General features: G+C 74.5%; 15 protein-coding genes. 10 read left to right on the top strand and 5 right to left on the bottom strand.

From position 1 onward, the window contains the following. Window positions 1–9: 9 nt before the first annotated feature. From ABZ479_RS37130 to ABZ479_RS37115, 4 genes are all read right to left on the bottom strand, one after another. A complete protein-coding gene (locus ABZ479_RS37130; RefSeq protein WP_500465695.1) occupies window positions 10–2076 on the bottom strand; it encodes an FUSC family protein in 2067 nt (688 codons plus the stop codon). 260 nt (window positions 2077–2336) lie between these two features. Continuing rightward, window positions 2337–3044, bottom strand: a complete 708-nt coding sequence (locus ABZ479_RS37125) for a L,D-transpeptidase family protein (RefSeq protein WP_500465673.1) — start codon at window positions 3042–3044, stop codon at window positions 2337–2339. Beyond that, complete coding sequence (locus ABZ479_RS37120) at window positions 3041–3529, bottom strand: glutathione peroxidase (protein ID WP_500465672.1); 489 nt, start codon at window positions 3527–3529, stop codon at window positions 3041–3043. The genes ABZ479_RS37125 and ABZ479_RS37120 overlap by 4 nt, the downstream gene beginning before the upstream one ends. A 119-nt stretch (window positions 3530–3648) precedes the next feature. Beyond that, window positions 3649–5289 (bottom strand): ABC-F family ATP-binding cassette domain-containing protein, encoded by a 1641-nt coding sequence (locus ABZ479_RS37115; protein WP_500465671.1) that lies wholly within the window; start codon window positions 5287–5289, stop codon window positions 3649–3651. Window positions 5290–5404: 115 nt separating this feature from the next. Between ABZ479_RS37115 and ddaH the strand changes: the two genes are divergently transcribed. Both ddaH and ABZ479_RS37105 read left to right on the top strand, forming a co-directional pair. Then, complete coding sequence (ddaH, locus tag ABZ479_RS37110; RefSeq protein ID WP_500465670.1) at window positions 5405–6181, top strand: dimethylargininase; 777 nt, start codon at window positions 5405–5407, stop codon at window positions 6179–6181. 89 nt (window positions 6182–6270) lie between these two features. Beyond that, a complete protein-coding gene (locus ABZ479_RS37105; RefSeq protein ID WP_500465669.1) occupies window positions 6271–7236 on the top strand; it encodes an acyl-ACP desaturase in 966 nt (321 codons plus the stop codon). A 55-nt stretch (window positions 7237–7291) separates the two neighbouring features. Here ABZ479_RS37105 and ABZ479_RS37100 read toward each other — a convergent pair whose 3' ends face one another. Further along, window positions 7292–7753, bottom strand: coding sequence for a GNAT family N-acetyltransferase (locus ABZ479_RS37100; protein WP_500465668.1), 462 nt, complete (start codon window positions 7751–7753; stop codon window positions 7292–7294). Between the two features lie 283 nt (window positions 7754–8036). On the opposite strand from ABZ479_RS37100, the gene ABZ479_RS37095 reads away from it, so the two are divergent. The 8 genes from ABZ479_RS37095 to ABZ479_RS37060 form a co-directional block, all read left to right on the top strand. Beyond that, the gene (locus ABZ479_RS37095) at window positions 8037–8834 is read left to right on the top strand and encodes a TIGR03084 family metal-binding protein (protein WP_500465667.1); all 798 of its coding nucleotides are present in this window, start codon (window positions 8037–8039) and stop codon (window positions 8832–8834) included. Window positions 8835–8854: 20 nt separating this feature from the next. Further along, complete coding sequence (locus ABZ479_RS37090) at window positions 8855–10393, top strand: acyl-CoA carboxylase subunit beta (RefSeq protein ID WP_500465694.1); 1539 nt, start codon at window positions 8855–8857, stop codon at window positions 10391–10393. 13 nt (window positions 10394–10406) lie between these two features. Then, the gene (locus ABZ479_RS37085) at window positions 10407–12323 is read left to right on the top strand and encodes an acetyl/propionyl/methylcrotonyl-CoA carboxylase subunit alpha (protein WP_500465666.1); all 1917 of its coding nucleotides are present in this window, start codon (window positions 10407–10409) and stop codon (window positions 12321–12323) included. Then, window positions 12320–13522, top strand: coding sequence for an acyl-CoA dehydrogenase family protein (locus ABZ479_RS37080; RefSeq protein ID WP_500465665.1), 1203 nt, complete (start codon window positions 12320–12322; stop codon window positions 13520–13522). Before ABZ479_RS37085 ends, ABZ479_RS37080 begins: the two co-directional genes overlap by 4 nt. Before the next feature lie 30 nt (window positions 13523–13552). Continuing rightward, window positions 13553–15133: a 4-coumarate--CoA ligase family protein gene (locus ABZ479_RS37075; protein ID WP_500465664.1), complete on the top strand. Its 1581-nt coding sequence runs from the start codon at window positions 13553–13555 to the stop codon at window positions 15131–15133. Then, window positions 15133–15882 carry an enoyl-CoA hydratase family protein gene (locus tag ABZ479_RS37070; protein WP_500465663.1) on the top strand — a complete coding sequence of 250 codons (750 nt, stop codon included), beginning with the start codon at window positions 15133–15135 and terminating at the stop codon, window positions 15880–15882. The genes ABZ479_RS37075 and ABZ479_RS37070 overlap by 1 nt, the downstream gene beginning before the upstream one ends. Continuing rightward, window positions 15870–16490 (top strand): TetR/AcrR family transcriptional regulator, encoded by a 621-nt coding sequence (locus ABZ479_RS37065; protein WP_500465662.1) that lies wholly within the window; start codon window positions 15870–15872, stop codon window positions 16488–16490. The genes ABZ479_RS37070 and ABZ479_RS37065 overlap by 13 nt, the downstream gene beginning before the upstream one ends. A 37-nt stretch (window positions 16491–16527) precedes the next feature. Next, the coding region (locus ABZ479_RS37060; protein WP_500465661.1) for a hypothetical protein at window positions 16528–17468 on the top strand (941 nt) is incomplete at its 3' end.

The following is a 17468-nucleotide window of genomic DNA, read 5'->3' as shown; positions in this document are numbered from 1 at the left end:
CTTAGCCCCTCACCCGTCTTGATCGCGACGATTGTCCGCCCCTGGTTCCCGGCCGCCGGCGGGCACGGTCACGGCGGGGTGCCCCGTGGTGCCCCCGCCCCGCGCGGGCAGGGGCAGGAGCGCCACGAGGCGGCGGATGAGGTGCAGCTCGGCGACGACGTCGGCGACGGTCTCGCACTCCGGGGCCGCGGGGAGCTCCGGGAAGTCCGTGAACGCGCCCCGGCCGTCCAGGGTGTCGGCGACCGCCGTCAGCGCGGCGACCACCTGGGCTCCCTCGCGGGGCGAGGGACGCGGGGCGCCTTGCTCCATTCGGACGACGCATGCGGTGGTCGCGTCCACGATCCGTTCGGAGGCGGCGACCACCCGGAACCAGTCGCCGTTGCCGCCGTGCCGGGAGGGCAGCTCGGCGGCGAGGGTCTCGGCGGCGGCGCGGGCCTCGCCCAGGGCGCTGTAGGCCGCCCGGCGCAGCACCCTGCGTTCCTCGGGCCGCTCGCCGGCGGGCACGGTCAGGACGTGCTCGAGGTAGTCGCGCGTGCGCCGCTGGGCCACGGCCAGCAGGTGACCGACCCGTGCGGTGGGGTCGGTGAGCCGTGGCAGGTGGCCCACGACGACGACGATGGCGCAGGCGATCGCGGTGTCCAGCAGCCTGGTCAGGGCCGCCTGGGTGTCGCCTCCGACCCAGACGAAGGCCAGCACCATGATGGTGACGGTGGTGGTCTGCAGCGCGAAGTGGCGGGCCGCGAAGGGCAGGAGCGCGCCCGCCACGCAGGCGCAGACCGCGGTCCACCAGATCCCGCCGCCCAGGGGCGCGGCGAGCGCGGCGAAGACCAGGACGCCGAGGACCGTGCCGAGGAAGCGGTTGACGACCCGGGAGAACAGCGGGCCGATGTCGGGCTTCACGAGGAACGCGGCCGTGAGCGGCAGCCAGTACCAGTGGTCCGCGCGCAGGGCCAGGGCCACGGCCGCACTCGCGGTGACGCACACCGCGACCTTCAGTCCGTACTCGCGGCCCACGGGACCGAGGACGCGCCGGCGCAGCATCGGGACCGACCCGCGGGCGGGGAGCGGCGCGGCGTCCTCGGGGCGGTCCGCGGCGGGCACCGTACGGGCGAAGACGGCGGCGGCGTGCAGCATCATGGCGTCGAACGCGGCGCGGGCCGCGGTGGCCGTCCCCGGCGCCGGGAGCGGGCCGGGCGGCGTTCCCGTCCGCACCGCCAGGGCGAGCCGCCGGGGGCCGTCCCCGGTGCGGGGCGGCAGGGGCCGGGCCTCCCAGAGCAGGGCCGCGGCGGCGTCGGTCAGCTCGGTGGCCACGCCGAAGCGCTCCGCGAGCAGCACTTCCTCTGGGCTCGCCGGCCGGCGCAGCAGCCGCCGGCTCAGCCGGCGCAGCCGGACGGCCTCGTCGCCGCGGTCCAGGGCGGCGCTGAGCCGCCGCCGCGCGGCCTCCGCGCCAGGGCCGCCGACGGCGTCGAGGGCATCCGCGAGGGCGTCGAAGATCCGGGCCAGCGAGGCGCGCTCGCCGTCCAGCGCGCCGACCGCCGAACGGGGCGGGCGCAGGACGAGCCGGAGCAGGAGCAGCCAGCCCGCCCCGGCGAGGAAGCACAGCGCCTTGTCAGCGGGGCCGCCGGGCAAGGACAGTCCCATCCCGAGCACGGTGGCTGCCAGCCCCTGCATGGCCGCCCGCGAGCAGACCGGGCCGACCACGCTGACCGCGCCCGAGGCCGCGCCCGCCGCGAACAGCACCGGCAGCACCCACCAGCCGGTCAGGGCCTGCTGCGTCAGGGCCCCCACCAGCACCCCGAGCGCGGCCACGAGGGCGGGCAGCCCGATGTGGACGACACCCGTCCTGCGGGTGCCCGGCAGGTCGTTGAAGCCCGCGAACAGCGCCCCGAGCCCGGCCATCACCCCGATCTCGACGTGTCCCAGCCCGATCCCCACCGCGAGCAGCGGCCCCGCCGCGAGTGCCCCGCGCAGCACGGCCGGCCAGGGCACCGGCCCCCGCTGCCAGCGCAGTGGATGGGCCAGCCAGGACGGCAGGGCGACGGGTCGGCGGCCGGGGCCACGGGGCAGCACGGGCATCCTCACGGGACGAGAACGATCTCGGCGGCGGGCAAAGACACAGGCCGGCGGGGTGTCGCGCCGTCGCCTCCGCTTCCTCAGCCTATCGGCCGCGGCCTCCCCGGTCCGGCCCCGGGCCCTGACGGCCCGCGTGCGGGTCCCCCGGGCCGCGGCTCCCCCGGCCGCCGGACCGGGAGCGGCCGCATCGTCCGGGCAGCCGGCGGTACGGGGGCACAGCCGAGCCGCGGAGCCGCTCCGGCGACCGGCGACCGGCGACCGGCCTAGTAGCGCGTGACCGCGGTCGCGCCCGACTCGGTGCCGATGGCGATGTGGGGGTGCCGGTCCGGGTCGGCCCAGGCCAGGACGCGGCGCATGGCGTCCGCCGGGACGGAGACGCAACCGGCCGTGGCGGCGCGGCCGTTCACGTGGAGGAAGATCCCGGCGCCGCGTCCGCGGACCGGGGCGCGGTAGTTGAAGCCGATGACGAGGGCGTGCGCGTACTGCTTCCCGAAGTCGGCGAGGTGCTCGGACTCCTCGGGGGCGCAGTCCTCGGGCAGGGGTTCGGCCCAGCGGTTGTAGGAGTCCGAGGCGTTGTCCTGGCACCACCAGGAGTCCTCGGCGACCGGCAGGTACCGGGTCGTCGTGCCGGGAGGCGCCGGTTCGGTGCCGAACGCGAACGGCAGGTCGTACAGGCCGGTCGGGGTGGTCGAGGTGTCCTGCACCCGCTTCCCGCCCTCGACGAGGCCGCCCCCGCCGAAGCGGGCGGCCGCGGATCCCGCGGCGGCCCAGCGGCCGTCGCGGCGGTCCCACCAGGTCAGGGTCCCGGTGGTGGCCCCCGGGGAGGCGGCGACGGCGGTGATCAGTTGGGTGCCGCCGCCGGTGTCCGGCATCCGGTCCGGCAGCGCGGGCGGTGCCCAGGGCACCGCTGCCGCCGTGCCGGCCACGACGGCCGGCACGGCGAGGCGGGTCAGTACCGCGCGCAGGCTCAAGCGGGGAGGTGCGCCTCGATGGCGGCGACGACCTCGTCGGCCTCGGGCTCGGTGCGGGGGCGGAAGCGGCCCACCACCCGGCCGTCGGCGGCGACGAGGAACTTCTCGAAGTTCCACTGCACGTCGCCCGCCTGGCCCTCGGCGTCGGCGGTCTCGGTCAGCGCCGCGTACAGCGGGTGCCGGTCGTCACCGTTGACGTCGGACTTCTCGAAGAGCGGGAAGCTCACGCCGTAGGTCGCGGAGCAGAAGGTCGCGATCTCCTCGGCCGTGCCCGGCTCCTGGCCCGCGAACTGGTTGCTGGGGACGCCCAGGACGGTGAACCCGCGGTCGGCATACCGCTTCTGCAGCCGCTCCAGGCCCTCGTACTGCGGGGTCAGACCGCACTTGGAGGCCACGTTGACGATCAGCAGGGCCTTGCCCCGGTGGTCGCCGAGGGAGGCGGGCTCCCCGGTGAGGGTGCGCAGCGGGATGTCGTAGATGCTCACGTCGTTGTCTCTCCTCGTTCGGGCGTGGACTGACCACAGGTCGTCCATTCAACCCCGGTCACGTTGCCGATCTTCCCACGGGAGGGGGCTCCGGGCGCGACCGCGACCGCCGCCCGGCGTCAGTGCTCGGTGACGCGGCCGGCGTCGACCCGGATGCGGCGGGTGGTGCGCACGGCCTCCAGCATGCGGCGGTCGTGGGTGACCAGCAGCAGGGTGCCGTCGTAGGAGGCGAGCGCCGACTCCAGCTGCTCGATGGCGGGCAGGTCGAGGTGGTTGGTGGGCTCGTCCAGGACGAGGAGGTTGACGCCGCGGCCCTGCAGGAGGGCGAGGGCGGCCCGGGTGCGCTCCCCGGGGGAGAGGGTGGCGGCGGGACGCAGTACGTGGGCGGCCTTGAGGCCGAACTTGGCCAGCAGCGTGCGCACGTCGGCGGGGGCCGTGTCCGGGACCTCGGCGCCGAAGGCGTCCATCAGCGACTCGCCGCCGTGGAACAGCTTGCGGGCCTGGTCGACCTCGCCGACGACGACGCCGGGGCCGAGGTGGGACGCGCCCGCGTCGAGGGGCACCCGGCCCAGGAGGGCGGCCAGGAGGGTCGACTTGCCGGAGCCGTTGGCGCCGGTGATGGCGACCCGGTCCGCCCAGTCGACCTGCAGGTCGACCGGCCCGAGGCTGAACTCCGGGCCGCGGCGGACCTCCGCGCCGCGCAGCGTGGCGACGACCGCGCCCGCGCGGGGCGCGGCGGCGATCTCCATGCGCAGCTCCCACTCCTTGCGGGGCTCCTCGACGACGTCGAGCCGTTCGATCATGCGCTGGGTCTGCCGGGCCTTGGCGGCCTGCTTCTCCGTGGACTCCGAGCGCAGCTTGCGGCCGATCTTGTCGTTGTCGGTCGCCTTGCGGCGGGCGTTGCGGACGCCGTGCTCCATCCAGTTGCGCTGCATGCGGGCACGGGACTCCAGGCCCGCCTTGGTGTCGGCGTAGTCCTCGTAGGCCTCGCGGGCGTGCCGCCGGGCGGTCTCGCGCTCCTCCAGGTAGGAGGCGTAGCCGCCGCCGTAGGTGTTGACCTCCTGCTGGGCGAGGTCGAGTTCGACGACGCGGTTGACGGTGCGGGTCAGGAACTCGCGGTCGTGGCTGACCAGGACGGTGCCCGCCTTGAGGCCCCTGACGAAGGTCTCCAGGCGCTCCAGGCCGTCCAGGTCGAGGTCGTTGGTGGGCTCGTCCAGCAGGAAGACGTCGTAGCGGCTCAGCAGCAGCGACGCCAGGCCCGCGCGGGCGGCCTGCCCGCCGGAAAGGGCCGTCATGGGCGTGTCGAGGCCGACGCCGAGGCCGAGCGCCTCGCCCACCTCCTCGGCCCGTTCGTCGATGTCCGCGCCGCCGAGGGCGAGCCAGCGCTCCAGGCCGTCGTTGTAGGCGTCGTCCGCGCCGGGCGTCCCGTCGACCAGCGCCTGGGTGGCCGTGTCGAGCGCGGCCTGGGCGGCGGCCACTCCGGTGCGCCGGGCGAGGAAGGCCCGTACGGTCTCGCCCGGGCGGCGATCGGGTTCCTGGGGGAGGTGGCCGACGGTCGCGGTGGGCGGGCTGAGCCGCAGCTGCCCCTGCTCGGGCGCGCTCAGGCCCGCGAGCAGGCGCAGCAGCGTCGACTTCCCGGCACCGTTGGCCCCGACCAGACCGATGACGTCGCCGGGGGCGACGACGAGGTCGAGTCCGGAGAACAGGACGCGGTCTCCGTGGCCTGCGGCGAGATCCTTGACGACAAGAGTGGCACTCATCAGGCTGCTGATGCTATCGCCCCGCAGGCCCCCGCCCCGCGGCCCGGCCCCACCGCGGCCGCTGCGCACCGCCCGGTGCGGCCGGGGGCCGCCCCGTCCAGGGAGGGAACGTACCGTGCCGAACAGGAAGGCCCTCGTCCGCCCTCCCGGCCCGCGGCTCGCCGAAGGGCTGGTGACCCACCTCGCGCGCTCCCCCGTCGACCCCGGGCTCGCCGTGCGCCAGTGGGAGGGGTACGTGGCGGCGCTGCGCGCCGACGGCTGGCAGACGGTGGAGGTGCCGGCGGCCGACGACTGCCCGGACGCCGTCTTCGTGGAGGACGCGGTGGTCGTCTTCCGCGGCGTCGCGCTGCTGGCCCGCTCCGGTGCCCCCTCCCGGCGCCCGGAGACGGCCGGGGCAGAGGAGGCGGTCACGGCGCTGGGGCTCCGGGTCGAGCGGGTGCGCGCGCCGGGCACGCTGGACGGCGGGGACGTGCTCAAGTCCGGCGACACCGTGTACGTGGGGCGGGGCGGGCGGACCGACGCCGAGGGGGTGCGGCAACTGCGGTCGGCGTTCGAGCCCCTGGGAGCGCGGGTGGTGGCCGTACCCGTCACCAAGGTGCTGCACCTGAAGTCCGCGGTGACGGCGCTGCCCGACGGCACGGTCATCGGGTACCCGCCGCTGGTTGACGACCCGTCGGCTTTCTCCCGGTTCCTTCCGGTTCCGGAGGAGCCGGGCGCGCACGTGGTGCTGCTCGGCGGCGGCCGGCTGCTGATGGCGGCGAGCGCGCCGCGCACCGCGGAACTCCTGGCCGGCATGGGATATGAGCCCGTTTTGGTGGACATCGGCGAGTTCGAGAAGCTCGAGGGATGTGTGACCTGCCTGTCCGTCCGCCTGCGGGAGCCGTACGTCTGACGGCGGGTTGCCTTTTGAGTGGCACCTAACCTACGGTTTCGTAACTTACGATTCCGTAGGCACCCTCAGCGAGCCCTCAGGAGCCCAGCGTGACCATTGCCCCGTCCCAGAGCACCGGATCGGAAGCATGGAGCGACACCAGGCTGCTGTACGCCTTGGAAGAGGTCGTCGAGACCGAGATCAACCGTCACCTGACGGCGGCCAAGGAGTGGATGCCCCACGAGTACGTTCCGTGGAGCCAGGGGCGTGACTTCGACGGGCTGATGGGCGGCGAGGCCTGGGCGCCCGAGCAGTCGAAGGTCACCGAGATCGGCCGGATATCGCTGGTGGTCAACCTCCTCACGGAGGACAACCTTCCCAGCTACCACCACGAGATCGCCACCCTCTTCGGCCGGGACGGCGCGTGGGGCACCTGGGTCCACCGCTGGACCGCGGAGGAGGGCCGGCACGCCATCGTCATGCGCGACTACCTGCTCACCACGCGGGCCGTGGACCCGGTGGAGCTGGAGCGGCTGCGGATGCGTCACATGTCGGACGGCTTCGAGTCCGACAACGCCCACAGCATGCTGCACTCGGTGGCGTACGTGGCCTTCCAGGAACTGGCCACCCGCATCTCGCACCGCAACACCGGCCGCGAGTCCGGCGACCCGTTGTGCGAGCGCATGCTGGCGCGGATCGCGACCGACGAGAACCTGCACATGGTCTTCTACCGCAACCTGCTGGCGGCGGCGCTGCAAATGGCGCCGGACCAGACGATGCAGGCCATCCGCGACGTGGTCGTCGGCTTCCGGATGCCAGGGCACGGAATGCCCGGATTCGAGCGCTCCGCGGCGCGGATCGCCATCGGTGGCATCTACAACCTCCGCATCCACCACGACGACGTGCTCCAGCCCGTGCTGCGGCACCTGAAGGTGCTGGAGACGCCGGGGCTGGGCGCCGAGGGCCTGAAGGCACAGGAGGAGCTGGGCTTCTTCATGGGCGAACTGGACAGCCAGGCCCGCAAGTTCGAGGAGCGCAGGGACGCGCTGCTGGCCCGGCGGGCCGCCCGCGCCTGACCGGCCCGTCCGCACGGTGGGCGCCTCCCTGGAGGCGCCCACCGTCGCGGGGCGGTCAGCCCGCCACCATGGCGACGTCCGCCACCATCCAGATCAGGCGCTCCCCGTCGTGCTCGAACCCGTGCCGGCTCACCATGCCCATCCGCAGGTAGAACCCCTCGGCCCGCGGGTCCGCACCGACCCCGAGCAGACGCGCCTCCAGCGCGACCGCCCGCCGTACCAGGTCGTCCCACAGCAGGCGCCCGACCCCGGTGCCGATGAACGGGCGGTCGACGAACAACAGCCCGATCCCCAGGTAGTCCGCGTGCTCGTTGAGGGTGTAGAAGCCGATGGGCACCCCGCCCCTCGCGGCGACCGTGACGTGCCGTGCGGCGATGTCCGTCGCCTGGAGCCTCGGCGTCACATCGGGGACGTCCGCCACGCGACCGCCCACCCAGTGCGACTTCGACCGCAGCACCAGCGCGTCCAGGAACGGCAGTTCCTCCGGACGCGCCGGGCGGACCACGACGCCTTCCATGCCACGAGCGTGCCAGGGCGGAGGTCGTGAGTCACCGGTTTTCCCGCTCCCCACGTGTGCTGGTCCGGCGGCGGCGCTTAAGCGTGCGCCGGGCTGAGGTCGGTGGGCCGTCGGGCGCCGTCCCGGGGTCTGCGGGGCGGCCCGGAGCAGTCAACCAGGCGGTCGACGGCTTGCCGCCCGGCCCCGTGCGAAAAATCATGCAAGCACGCTTGATTGTTTCCGGTCGCGGTGCCAGCCTGTGACGCGCACGGCTTCGCTGACGCTGCGTCATTCAGGGGGACCCTTGTCCGACCCCACACCCGTACTGGACGACCTTCGGGACGAGAGCGAGGGCCTGGACGCCCTGGTCGCGCCGCTCCCGCAGGACGCCTGGGCGACGCCGACGCCCGCCCCGGGCTGGACGGTGGCGCACCAGATCGCCCATCTGGCCTGGACCGACCGGCAGTCCGTGCTGGCGGTCACCGATCCGGAGGGCTTCGGCTCCGTGGTGGAGAAGGCCGCCGCCGCGATCGGCACCTTCGTCGACGACGGCGCCGCGGAGGGGGCGGCGCTCCCGCCCGCCGAACTGCTCGCGCGGTGGCGCTCGGGGCGGGCGGAACTGCAGGCCGCGCTGCGGGCGCAGCCGCCCGGGACGCGGTTCCCGTGGTTCGGGCCGCCGATGAGCGCCGCCTCCATGGCCTCGGCCCGGCTCATGGAGAGCTGGGCGCACGGCGAGGACGTCGCGGACGCCCTCGGCCTACGGCGTACGCCGAGCGCACGCCTGCGGCACGTGGCGCGGATCGCCGTACGGGCCCGCGACTACGCGTACGCCGTCAACGGGCTGACGCCGCCCGCCGGGGAGTTCCGGGTGGAACTGACCGCCCCCGACGGCACGCTGTGGGCGTACGGCCCGCAGGACGCCGCGCAGCGCGTCACGGGCCCGGCGCTCGACCTGTGCCTGCTGGCGACCCGCCGCCGGCACCGTGCCGACCTGGCCGTGCGCGCCGAGGGCGCGGACGCCGACCGCTGGCTGGACATCGCCCAGGCGTTCGCCGGACCGCCGGGTGCGGGGCGCGCACCGGGCCAGGGAGGAACGGCGTGAACACCGAGAACCGCACGACCATGCTGGAGCGCCTGGCCGAACTGTCGGCAGAGCACGAGAAGGCGCTCGCCGGCGGCGGCCCCAAGTACGTGGACCGGCACCGGTCGCGCGGGAAGCTGACCGCGCGCGAGCGGGTGGAACTGCTGCTGGACCAGGACAGCCCGTTCCTGGAGCTGTCGCCGCTCGCGGCCTGGGGCAGCGACTACCCGGTGGGCGCGTCGCTGGTGACCGGCATCGGCGTGATCGAGGGCACCGAATGCGTGATCACCGCCAACGACCCCACGGTGCGGGGCGGGGCGAGCAACCCGTGGACGCTCAAGAAGGCCCTGCGGGCCAACGAGATCGCGCTCACCAACCGGCTCCCGCTGGTCAACCTCGTGGAGTCGGGCGGCGCGGACCTGCCCAGCCAGAAGGAGATCTTCATCCCGGGCGGCGCGCTCTTCCGCGACCTGACCCGGCTGTCGGCGGCCGGCATCCCCACCGTCGCCGTCGTGTTCGGCAACTCGACGGCCGGCGGCGCGTACGTCCCCGGGATGTCCGACCACGTGATCATGGTCAAGGAGCGCTCCAAGGTGTTCCTCGGCGGCCCGCCGCTGGTGAAGATGGCCACCGGCGAGGAGAGCGACGACGAGTCGCTCGGCGGCGCCGACATGCACGCGCGGGTCTCCGGGCTCGCGGACTACTTCGCGCCGGACGAGCCCGGCGCGCTGCGCACCGCCCGGCGGGTGGTGGCACGCCTCAACTGGCGCAAGCAGGGCCCCGCCCCGGCCGCCGCATACGAGCCGCCGCGCCACGACGAGGACGGACTCCTGGACATCGTCCCCGCCGACCTGAAGACGCCCTTCGACCCGAGGGACGTCATCGCGCGGGTCGTGGACGGTTCGGAGTTCGACGAGTTCAAGCCGCTGTACGGGCCGAGCCTGGCCACCGGCTGGGCGCAGGTGCACGGCTATCCCGTCGGGATCCTGGCCAACGCCCAGGGCGTGCTGTTCAGCGCCGAGTCGCAGAAGGCGGCGCAGTTCATCCAGCTCGCCAACCAGCGTGACGTCCCGCTGCTGTTCCTGCACAACACCACCGGTTACATGGTGGGGCGCGAGTACGAGCAGGGCGGCATCATCAAGCACGGCGCCATGATGATCAACGCGGTGTCCAACTCGCGGGTGCCGCACATCTCGGTCCTCATGGGCGCGAGTTACGGTGCCGGGCACTACGGCATGTGCGGCCGGGCGTACGACCCGCGCTTCCTGTTCGCCTGGCCCAGCGCCAAGTCGGCCGTCATGGGGCCCGCGCAGCTCGCGGGCGTGCTGTCCATCGTGGCGCGGCAGTCGGCGGCCGCCCGGGGCCTGCCCTTCGACGAGGAGGCCGCCGCCGGGCTGCGGGCGATGGTGGAGCAGCAGATCGAGTCCGAGTCCCTGCCGATGTTCCTGTCGGGGCGGCTGTACGACGACGGGGTGATCGACCCGCGCGACACCCGCACGGTGCTCGGCCTGTGCCTGTCGGCGGTCCACAGCGCACCGGTCGAGGGCGCCCGCGGCGGCTTCGGCGTCTTCCGGATGTGAGGAGCACCTGACCGTGATCGCATCAGTGCTGGTGGCCAATCGCGGCGAGATCGCCCGCCGTGTCTTCCGCACCTGCCGCGACCTGGGCATCGCCACGGTCGCCGTCCACTCGGACGCGGACGCCGCCGCCCCGCACGTACGGGAGGCGGACGCCGCCGTGCGGCTGCCGGGGGACGCGCCCGCCGACACCTATCTGCGCGGCGACCTCATCGTGAAGGCCGCCCTCGCGGCGGGCGCGGACGCCGTCCACCCCGGCTACGGATTCCTGTCGGAGAACGCCGGGTTCGCCAGGGACGTCATCGCGGCGGGCCTGACCTGGATCGGGCCCTCGCCGGAGGCCATCGAGGCGATGGGCTCCAAGATCCGCGCGAAGCGGCTGATGGCCGAGGCCGGCGTCCCCGTCCTGGAGGCCGGGCCGGACGACCTGCCCCTGCTGGTGAAGGCGGCGGCGGGCGGCGGCGGCCGCGGCATGCGCGTCGTCCGGGACGCGGCCGCGCTGGAGCGGGAACTGGCCGCCGCCCGTGCGGAGGCGCTGTCCGCCTTCGGGGACGGCGAGGTGTTCCTGGAGCCGTACGTCGAGGACGGCCGGCACATCGAGGTGCAGGTGCTGGCGGACACCCACGGCACCGTGTGGACGCTCGGCGAGCGCGACTGCTCGGTGCAGCGCCGGCACCAGAAGGTGATCGAGGAGACCCCGGCGCCTGGCGTCGGCGACGAGTTGCGCCGGACGCTGCACGAGGCGGCGGAGGCGGCGGCGCGGGCCATCGGCTACGTCGGCGCGGGGACCGTGGAGTTCCTGGTGTCGCCGGACGGCCGGCCGTACTTCCTGGAGATGAACACCCGCCTCCAGGTGGAGCACCCGGTGACCGAGTGCGTCTTCGCGGTGGACCTCGTCGCGCTGCAACTGGACGTCGCCGAGGGCGGGCGGCTCCCGGCCGCTCCCCCGGTGCCGTCCGGGCACGCGGTCGAGGCCCGGCTGTACGCCGAGGACCCGGCCCGCGACTGGCAGCCGCAGACCGGGGTCCTGCACCGCTTCCAGGTGCCGCCGGCGCCGGGGCTGCGGGTGGACGCGGGCTTCGGGGACGGCGACCGGATCGGGGTGCACTACGACGCGATGCTCGCCAAGGTCGTCGCCCACGCCCCCACCCGCCCGCAGGCGCTGCGGCTGCTCGCCGGCGCCCTGGAGCGGGCCCGGGTGCACGGCCCGGTGACCAACCGCGACCTGCTCGTACGGGTGCTGCGCGACCCGGACTTCGCCGCCGGAGGGGTGTCCACGGCCTTCCTGGGACGTCTGGGCCCGGCCCCCGACGGGGGCGAGGGCGCGGCGCGGCTGGCGGCCCTGGCGGCCGCTCTCGCCGACGCCTGCGGCCGCCACCCGCTGGGCGGCTGGCGCAACCTGCCGTCGGCGCCGCAGTCCAAGACCTACCGCGCCGAGCCCGCGGGCGCGGAGCACGAGGTCCGCTACCGGCTCGGCCGCGACGGCCTGACCGCCGAGGGCCACCCGGACGTCCGCCTGCTGGAGCGGACGCCGGAGCGGGTCGTGCTGGAGGTGGCCGGAGTGCGCCGCGCCTTCGACGTCGCGGTCCACGGGGACGAGGTGTACGTCGACGTGCCCCCCGCCTCCGGCAGCGGGCTCGCCCCCGGCTCCCACCGCTTCACCGCGCTGCCGCGCTTCCCCGACCCGGTCGCGCAGCTCGCGCCGGGCTCGCTGCTGGCCCCGATGCCGGGGACGGTGGTCCGCGTCGCGGAGGTCGCCGTCGGCGACAAGGTGACGGCCGGGCAGCCGCTGCTGTGGCTGGAGGCCATGAAGATGGAGCACCGCGTCGCCGCCCCGGCGGACGGTGTGCTCACCGCACTGCACGCCGAGGCCGGCCGCCAGGTCGACGTCGGCACCGTACTCGCCGTCGTCCAGGAGGAGGACTCCCCATGAGCGCCACGCCCGCCGGGAACGGACCGACCGGCACCTTCGACAACGTCCTGCTGGAGAGCGAGGAGCGCCGCGCGCTGCGCAAGGCCGTCTCCGACCTGGGCCGCCGCTACGGGCGTTCCTACTTCCTCGACGCCGTGCGCGAGGGCCGGCACACCGACAAGCTGTGGCAGGAGGCCGGGGCGCTGGGCTACCTCGGCGTCAACCTGCCGGAGGAGCACGGCGGCGGGGGCGGCGGCCTGGCCGAGCTCTCCATCGTGCTGGAGGAACTGGGCGCCGCGGGCTGCCCGCTGCTGCTGCTCATCGTCTCCCCCGCGATCTGCGGCACGGTCATCGCGCGATTCGGCACCGGGGAGCAGAAGCGCCGCTGGCTGCCCGGCCTGGCGGACGGCTCCCTGCGCATGGCGTTCGGCATCACGGAGCCGGACGCCGGCTCCAACTCGCACCGGCTGACGACCACGGCCCGCCGGGACGGCTCGGACTGGCTGCTCACGGGCCGCAAGGTCTTCGTCTCCGGCGTCGACATCGCCGACGCGACGCTCGTCGTGGGCCGCACCGAGGACGCACGCACGGGCAGGCTCAAGCCGTGCCTGTTCGTCGTGGAGCGGGAGACGCCCGGCTTCGAGTTCCGGCCGATCGACATGGAACTGTCGGCGCCGGAGAAGCAGTTCCACCTCTACATGGACGACGTGCGGCTGCCCGCGGACGCCCTGGTCGGCGACGAGGACGCGGGGCTGCTGCAGCTGTTCGCGGGCCTCAACCCCGAGCGCGTCATGACGGCCGCCTTCTCGATCGGCATGGGCCGCTTCGCCCTCTCGGCGGCCGTGGACTACGCCCGCACGCGGCAGGTGTGGAACGCCCCGATCGGCTCGCACCAGGCCATCGCCCACCCGCTGGCACAGGCCCACATCGAACTGGAACTGGCCCGGCTGATGATGCAGAAGGCCGCGTTCCTGTACGACGCGGGGGACGACACGGCGGCGGGCGAGGCCGCCAACATGGCGAAGTACGCGGCGGCCGAGGCCGGCGCGAAGGCCGTCGACCAGGCCGTGCACACCCTGGGCGGCAACGGGCTGACGGCCGAGTACGGGCTGGCCTCCCTCCTCACGGCCTCGCGCGTGGGTCGCATCGCGCCGGTCAGCCGGGAGATGATTCTCAACTACGTCTCGCACCACACGCTGGGTCTGCCCAAGTCCTACTGAGCACGTCCTACCCAGGAGGGGGGAACGGCCATGGCAGAGCCGGCCGTGTTCCACAGCGAGTACCCCGCGGTTCCCGCCATCGACCTGCCGATCCACGAGGCAGTGCTGGGCCACGCCGCCGAGTTCGGCGACCGGCCCGCACTCGTGGACGGGGTGGAGGGCACGACGCTCACCTATGCGCAGCTCGACGCCTTCACCCGTCGCATCGCGGCGGCACTGGCGGAGTCGGGGCTGCGCAAGGGTGACGTCCTCGCCCTGCACAGTCCGAACACCATCGCCTACCCGCCGGTCTTCTACGGCGCCACGCGCGCCGGCGCGGCCGTCACCACGGTGCATCCGCTCGCCACCGCCGAGGAGTTCGCGCGGCAGCTGCGGGACAGCGGCGCCTCGTGGATCGTCACCGTCTCACCCCTGCTGGAGACCGCCCGCAAGGCAGCCGACCAGGTGGGCGGCGTCAAGGAGATCCTGGTCTGCGACAGCGCCGAGGGTCACCGCTCGGTCCTCGACCTGCTGGGCTCCACGGCCCCCGAGCCGGACATCGCGTTCGACCCGGGCGAGGACGTGGCCGCGCTGCCCTACTCCTCGGGCACCACCGGCGTGCCCAAGGGCGTGATGCTGACCCACCGCAACATCGCCACCAACCTGGCCCAGCTGGACCCGACCCTGTCGATGGGACCGGGGCACCGCATCCTGGCCGTGCTCCCGTTCTTCCACATCTACGGGCTCACCGCGCTCATGAACGCCCCGCTGCGCAAGGGCGCCACGGTCGTGGTGCTGCCGCGCTTCGACCTGGAGCAGTTCCTGAAGGCGGTGGCGACCCACCGGGTGCAGGGGCTGTTCGTGGCCCCGCCGATCGTGCTGGCGCTCGCCAAGCACCCGGCGGTCACCGCGCACGACCTCAGCTCGCTGGAGTACGTGCTGTGCTCGGCGGCCCCGCTCGACGCGGAGCTGGCCCGGGCCTGCTCGAAGCGGCTGGGACTGCCGCCGATCCTTCAGGCGTACGGGATGACCGAACTCTCCCCGGGCACCCATGTGGTGCCGCTGGACGCGCGCGACGCGCCGCCCGGCGCGGTCGGCAAGCTGCTGCCCGGCACGGAGATGCGCATCGTGCCGCTCGACGACGAGGACGGCGACGACGGCTCCGGGGAGATCCACATCCGTGGTCCGCAGGTCATGAAGGGCTACCTGGGGCGGCCCGAGGAGACCGCCGCCATGATCGACGACGAGGGGTGGCTGCACACCGGCGACGTCGGCCGGGTGGACGCCGGCGGGTGGCTGCACGTCGTCGACCGCGTCAAGGAGCTGATCAAGTACAAGGGCTACCAGGTGCCGCCCGCGGAGCTGGAGGCCGTGCTGCTCACCGACCCGCGGGTGGCCGACGCCGCGGTCATCGGGGTGGTGGACGAGGACGGCAACGAGGTCCCGAAGGCGTACGTGGTGCCGCAGCCGGGCGCGGCGCTCACCGCGGACGAGGTGATCGCGCACGTGGCGGCGCAGGTCGCGCCGTACAAGAAGGTGCGCCGGGTGGAGTTCACCGACGCCATACCGAGGGCCGCCAGCGGCAAGATCCTCCGGCGTGAACTGCGCGACCGGGAAAGGGGAACGGCCTGATGACCGGCGACGCCGCGGCACCCTTCGTACGGAGCGCGCACGACCGGGGGATCACCACGCTGACGCTGGACTCCCCGCACAACCGCAACGCGCTCTCCGCACGCATGGTCGACGAGCTGTCCGACGCGCTGGCCCGGGCCGCCAAGGACCCGGCCACGCGGGCGGTGCTGCTCACGCACACCGGCGGCACCTTCTGCGCGGGTGCGGACCTGAAGGAGGCGGCGTCGCCGGAGGGGCCGGGGCGGCTCGTGGCCCTGCTGCGGGCGGTCGTGGAACTGCCCAAGCCGGTCGTGGCGCACGTGACGGGCCATGTGCGCGCCGGCGGCCTCGGGCTGCTCGCGGCCTGTGACATCCCGGTGGCGGGTCCGGGGGCGAGCTTCGCCTTCACCGAGGCGCGGCTCGGCCTCGCCCCGGCCGTCATCTCGCTGACGGTGCTGCCGCGCATGGACGCCAGGGCCGCCGCCCGCCACTACCTGACGGGCGAGGTCTTCGACACCGCCGAGGCCGTGCGCACCGGCCTGGTCGCCGCACCGGAGGAGGCCCTGGAGGGCATCCTCGCGGGGCTGCGCGCCGCGTCGCCGCAGGGGCTCGCCGAGTCCAAGGCGCTGACGACCGCGGCGGTGCTGCGCGTCTTCGACCGGGACGCGACGGCGCTCACCGAGCGGTCGGCCCGGCTGTTCGGTTCGCCCGAGGCGGCGGAGGGGATGCGCGCGTTCCTCGAACGGCGGGCCGCGCCATGGGCGCTGTGAGCGCCGGCACCCGTACGCCCAAGCAGGACCGCAGCCGCGCCACCCGGCAGCGGCTGCTGGAGGCGGCCGTCGCCTGCCTGGCCGAACACGGCTGGGCGGGCAGCACGGTGACGGTGGTCGCGGAGCGGGCGGGGGTGTCGCGGGGCGCGGCCCAGCACCACTTCCCCACCCGCGAGGACCTGTTCACCGGGGCGATCGAGTTCGTCGCCGAGCAGTGGCTGGTGGCCCTGCGGGAGCACGCGCACGCCCTCCCCGGCGAGGGCGTGCACCGCACGCACGCCGTGGTCGGCATGGTCGTCGACCTCTACACGGGACCGATCTTCCGGGCGGCGCTCCACCTGTGGGTGGCGGCCGCCAACGAGGAGCAACTGCGGCCCCGGGTCACGGCGCTGGAGGCGCGCATCGGGCGGGAGGCGCACCGGCTCGCCGTGGAGGTGCTCGACGCGGACGAGGCGGTGGCCGGGGTCAGGGAGACCGTACAGGCCACCCTCGACATGGCACGCGGCCTGGGGCTGGCGAACCTGCTCAGCGACGACAGCGGCCGCCGCGCGGGCATCGTCCGCGCGTGGTCGGCGGTCCTGGACGAGGTGCTGCGCCGCGGAATCTGAGTCGCCCGCTGTCGGTGGCCGGTGAGAAGATCGCGGCATGCTGAACGAGGCGGTGTCCGCCGGCGAACTGGGCTTCCTGCTGGGTCTCGTGGACCCGGCGCTCGCCGCGCGTGCGCGGAGCCGGACGGGGGTCCCGGAGGAGGATCCGGAGACGGCCGCGAGGCCACCGGAGCACTCGGTGTGGAGCTGGGGCCGTTGGTTCAACGACATGCCCACGTCGGTGCTCTGGTGGATGCTCCAGGAGGACGATCCCGAGGTCAACGTGGCGGTGTACCACCACTGGCGCACCGACGAGCGGGTGCGGTACGACATCCTCAAGGGCATTCCGTACGGGCCGGATCGCTCCGGTCGTCTGGAGGTTCCGGAGGACCTCTCGGGGTATCCGGCGCCGGAGCTCGCCCTGCCGTCCGGTCCGGAGGCGCTGGTCGCCGCGCTGCGTGCGGTCACGGGCATGTCCGCCGGCCGCGCCGCCGCGCGGATGGTGGGGCGGGACGAGTGGGCGTCGGTCGCCGCGGCCGACCTCGAGCAGCCGCTGCCCGGCTACGCCCGCTGGGCGCTGGCGGTCCGCCCCGACTGCCCGCCGGCGCTGCGCACGCAGTTCGGCACGCACCGCAAGTTCACCAACCGGCTGCGTGACGCGGGGGTCGTGGACGGCCCCGCGGCGTACGCGACCGGCACCCGCCCGGCTCACGATGTCCTGCGCGTCCTGGCCATGGGCCGCTGGGGGTTCCCGCGGCGGTTGCCGGAGGCGGCCGGGGCGCTGCGCCCGCTGGTGCGCACGGAACTGGGGGCGAACACCGAGGCGTGGGCGGTGCTGGTGCAGCTCCTGCCGACGTTCACGGGCACCTTGCCGGAGCTGGTCCGGACGGCGGGGGCGATCGCGGGGGGGGTGCCTCTATGTCTTTCGTCAAGCGAGGCGGGGGGTTCTGGGTTGGTAGTAGGTGCCGTCGCGGAGCATGGCGAACAGGACGCTGATGC

It is taken from the genome of Streptomyces sp. NPDC005722 (assembly GCF_040630935.1).
Classification (GTDB): domain Bacteria; phylum Actinomycetota; class Actinomycetes; order Streptomycetales; family Streptomycetaceae; genus Actinacidiphila.
The sequence above is the reverse complement of the archived record's forward strand: the minus strand, read 5'-3'. Positions and strand labels throughout refer to the sequence as shown.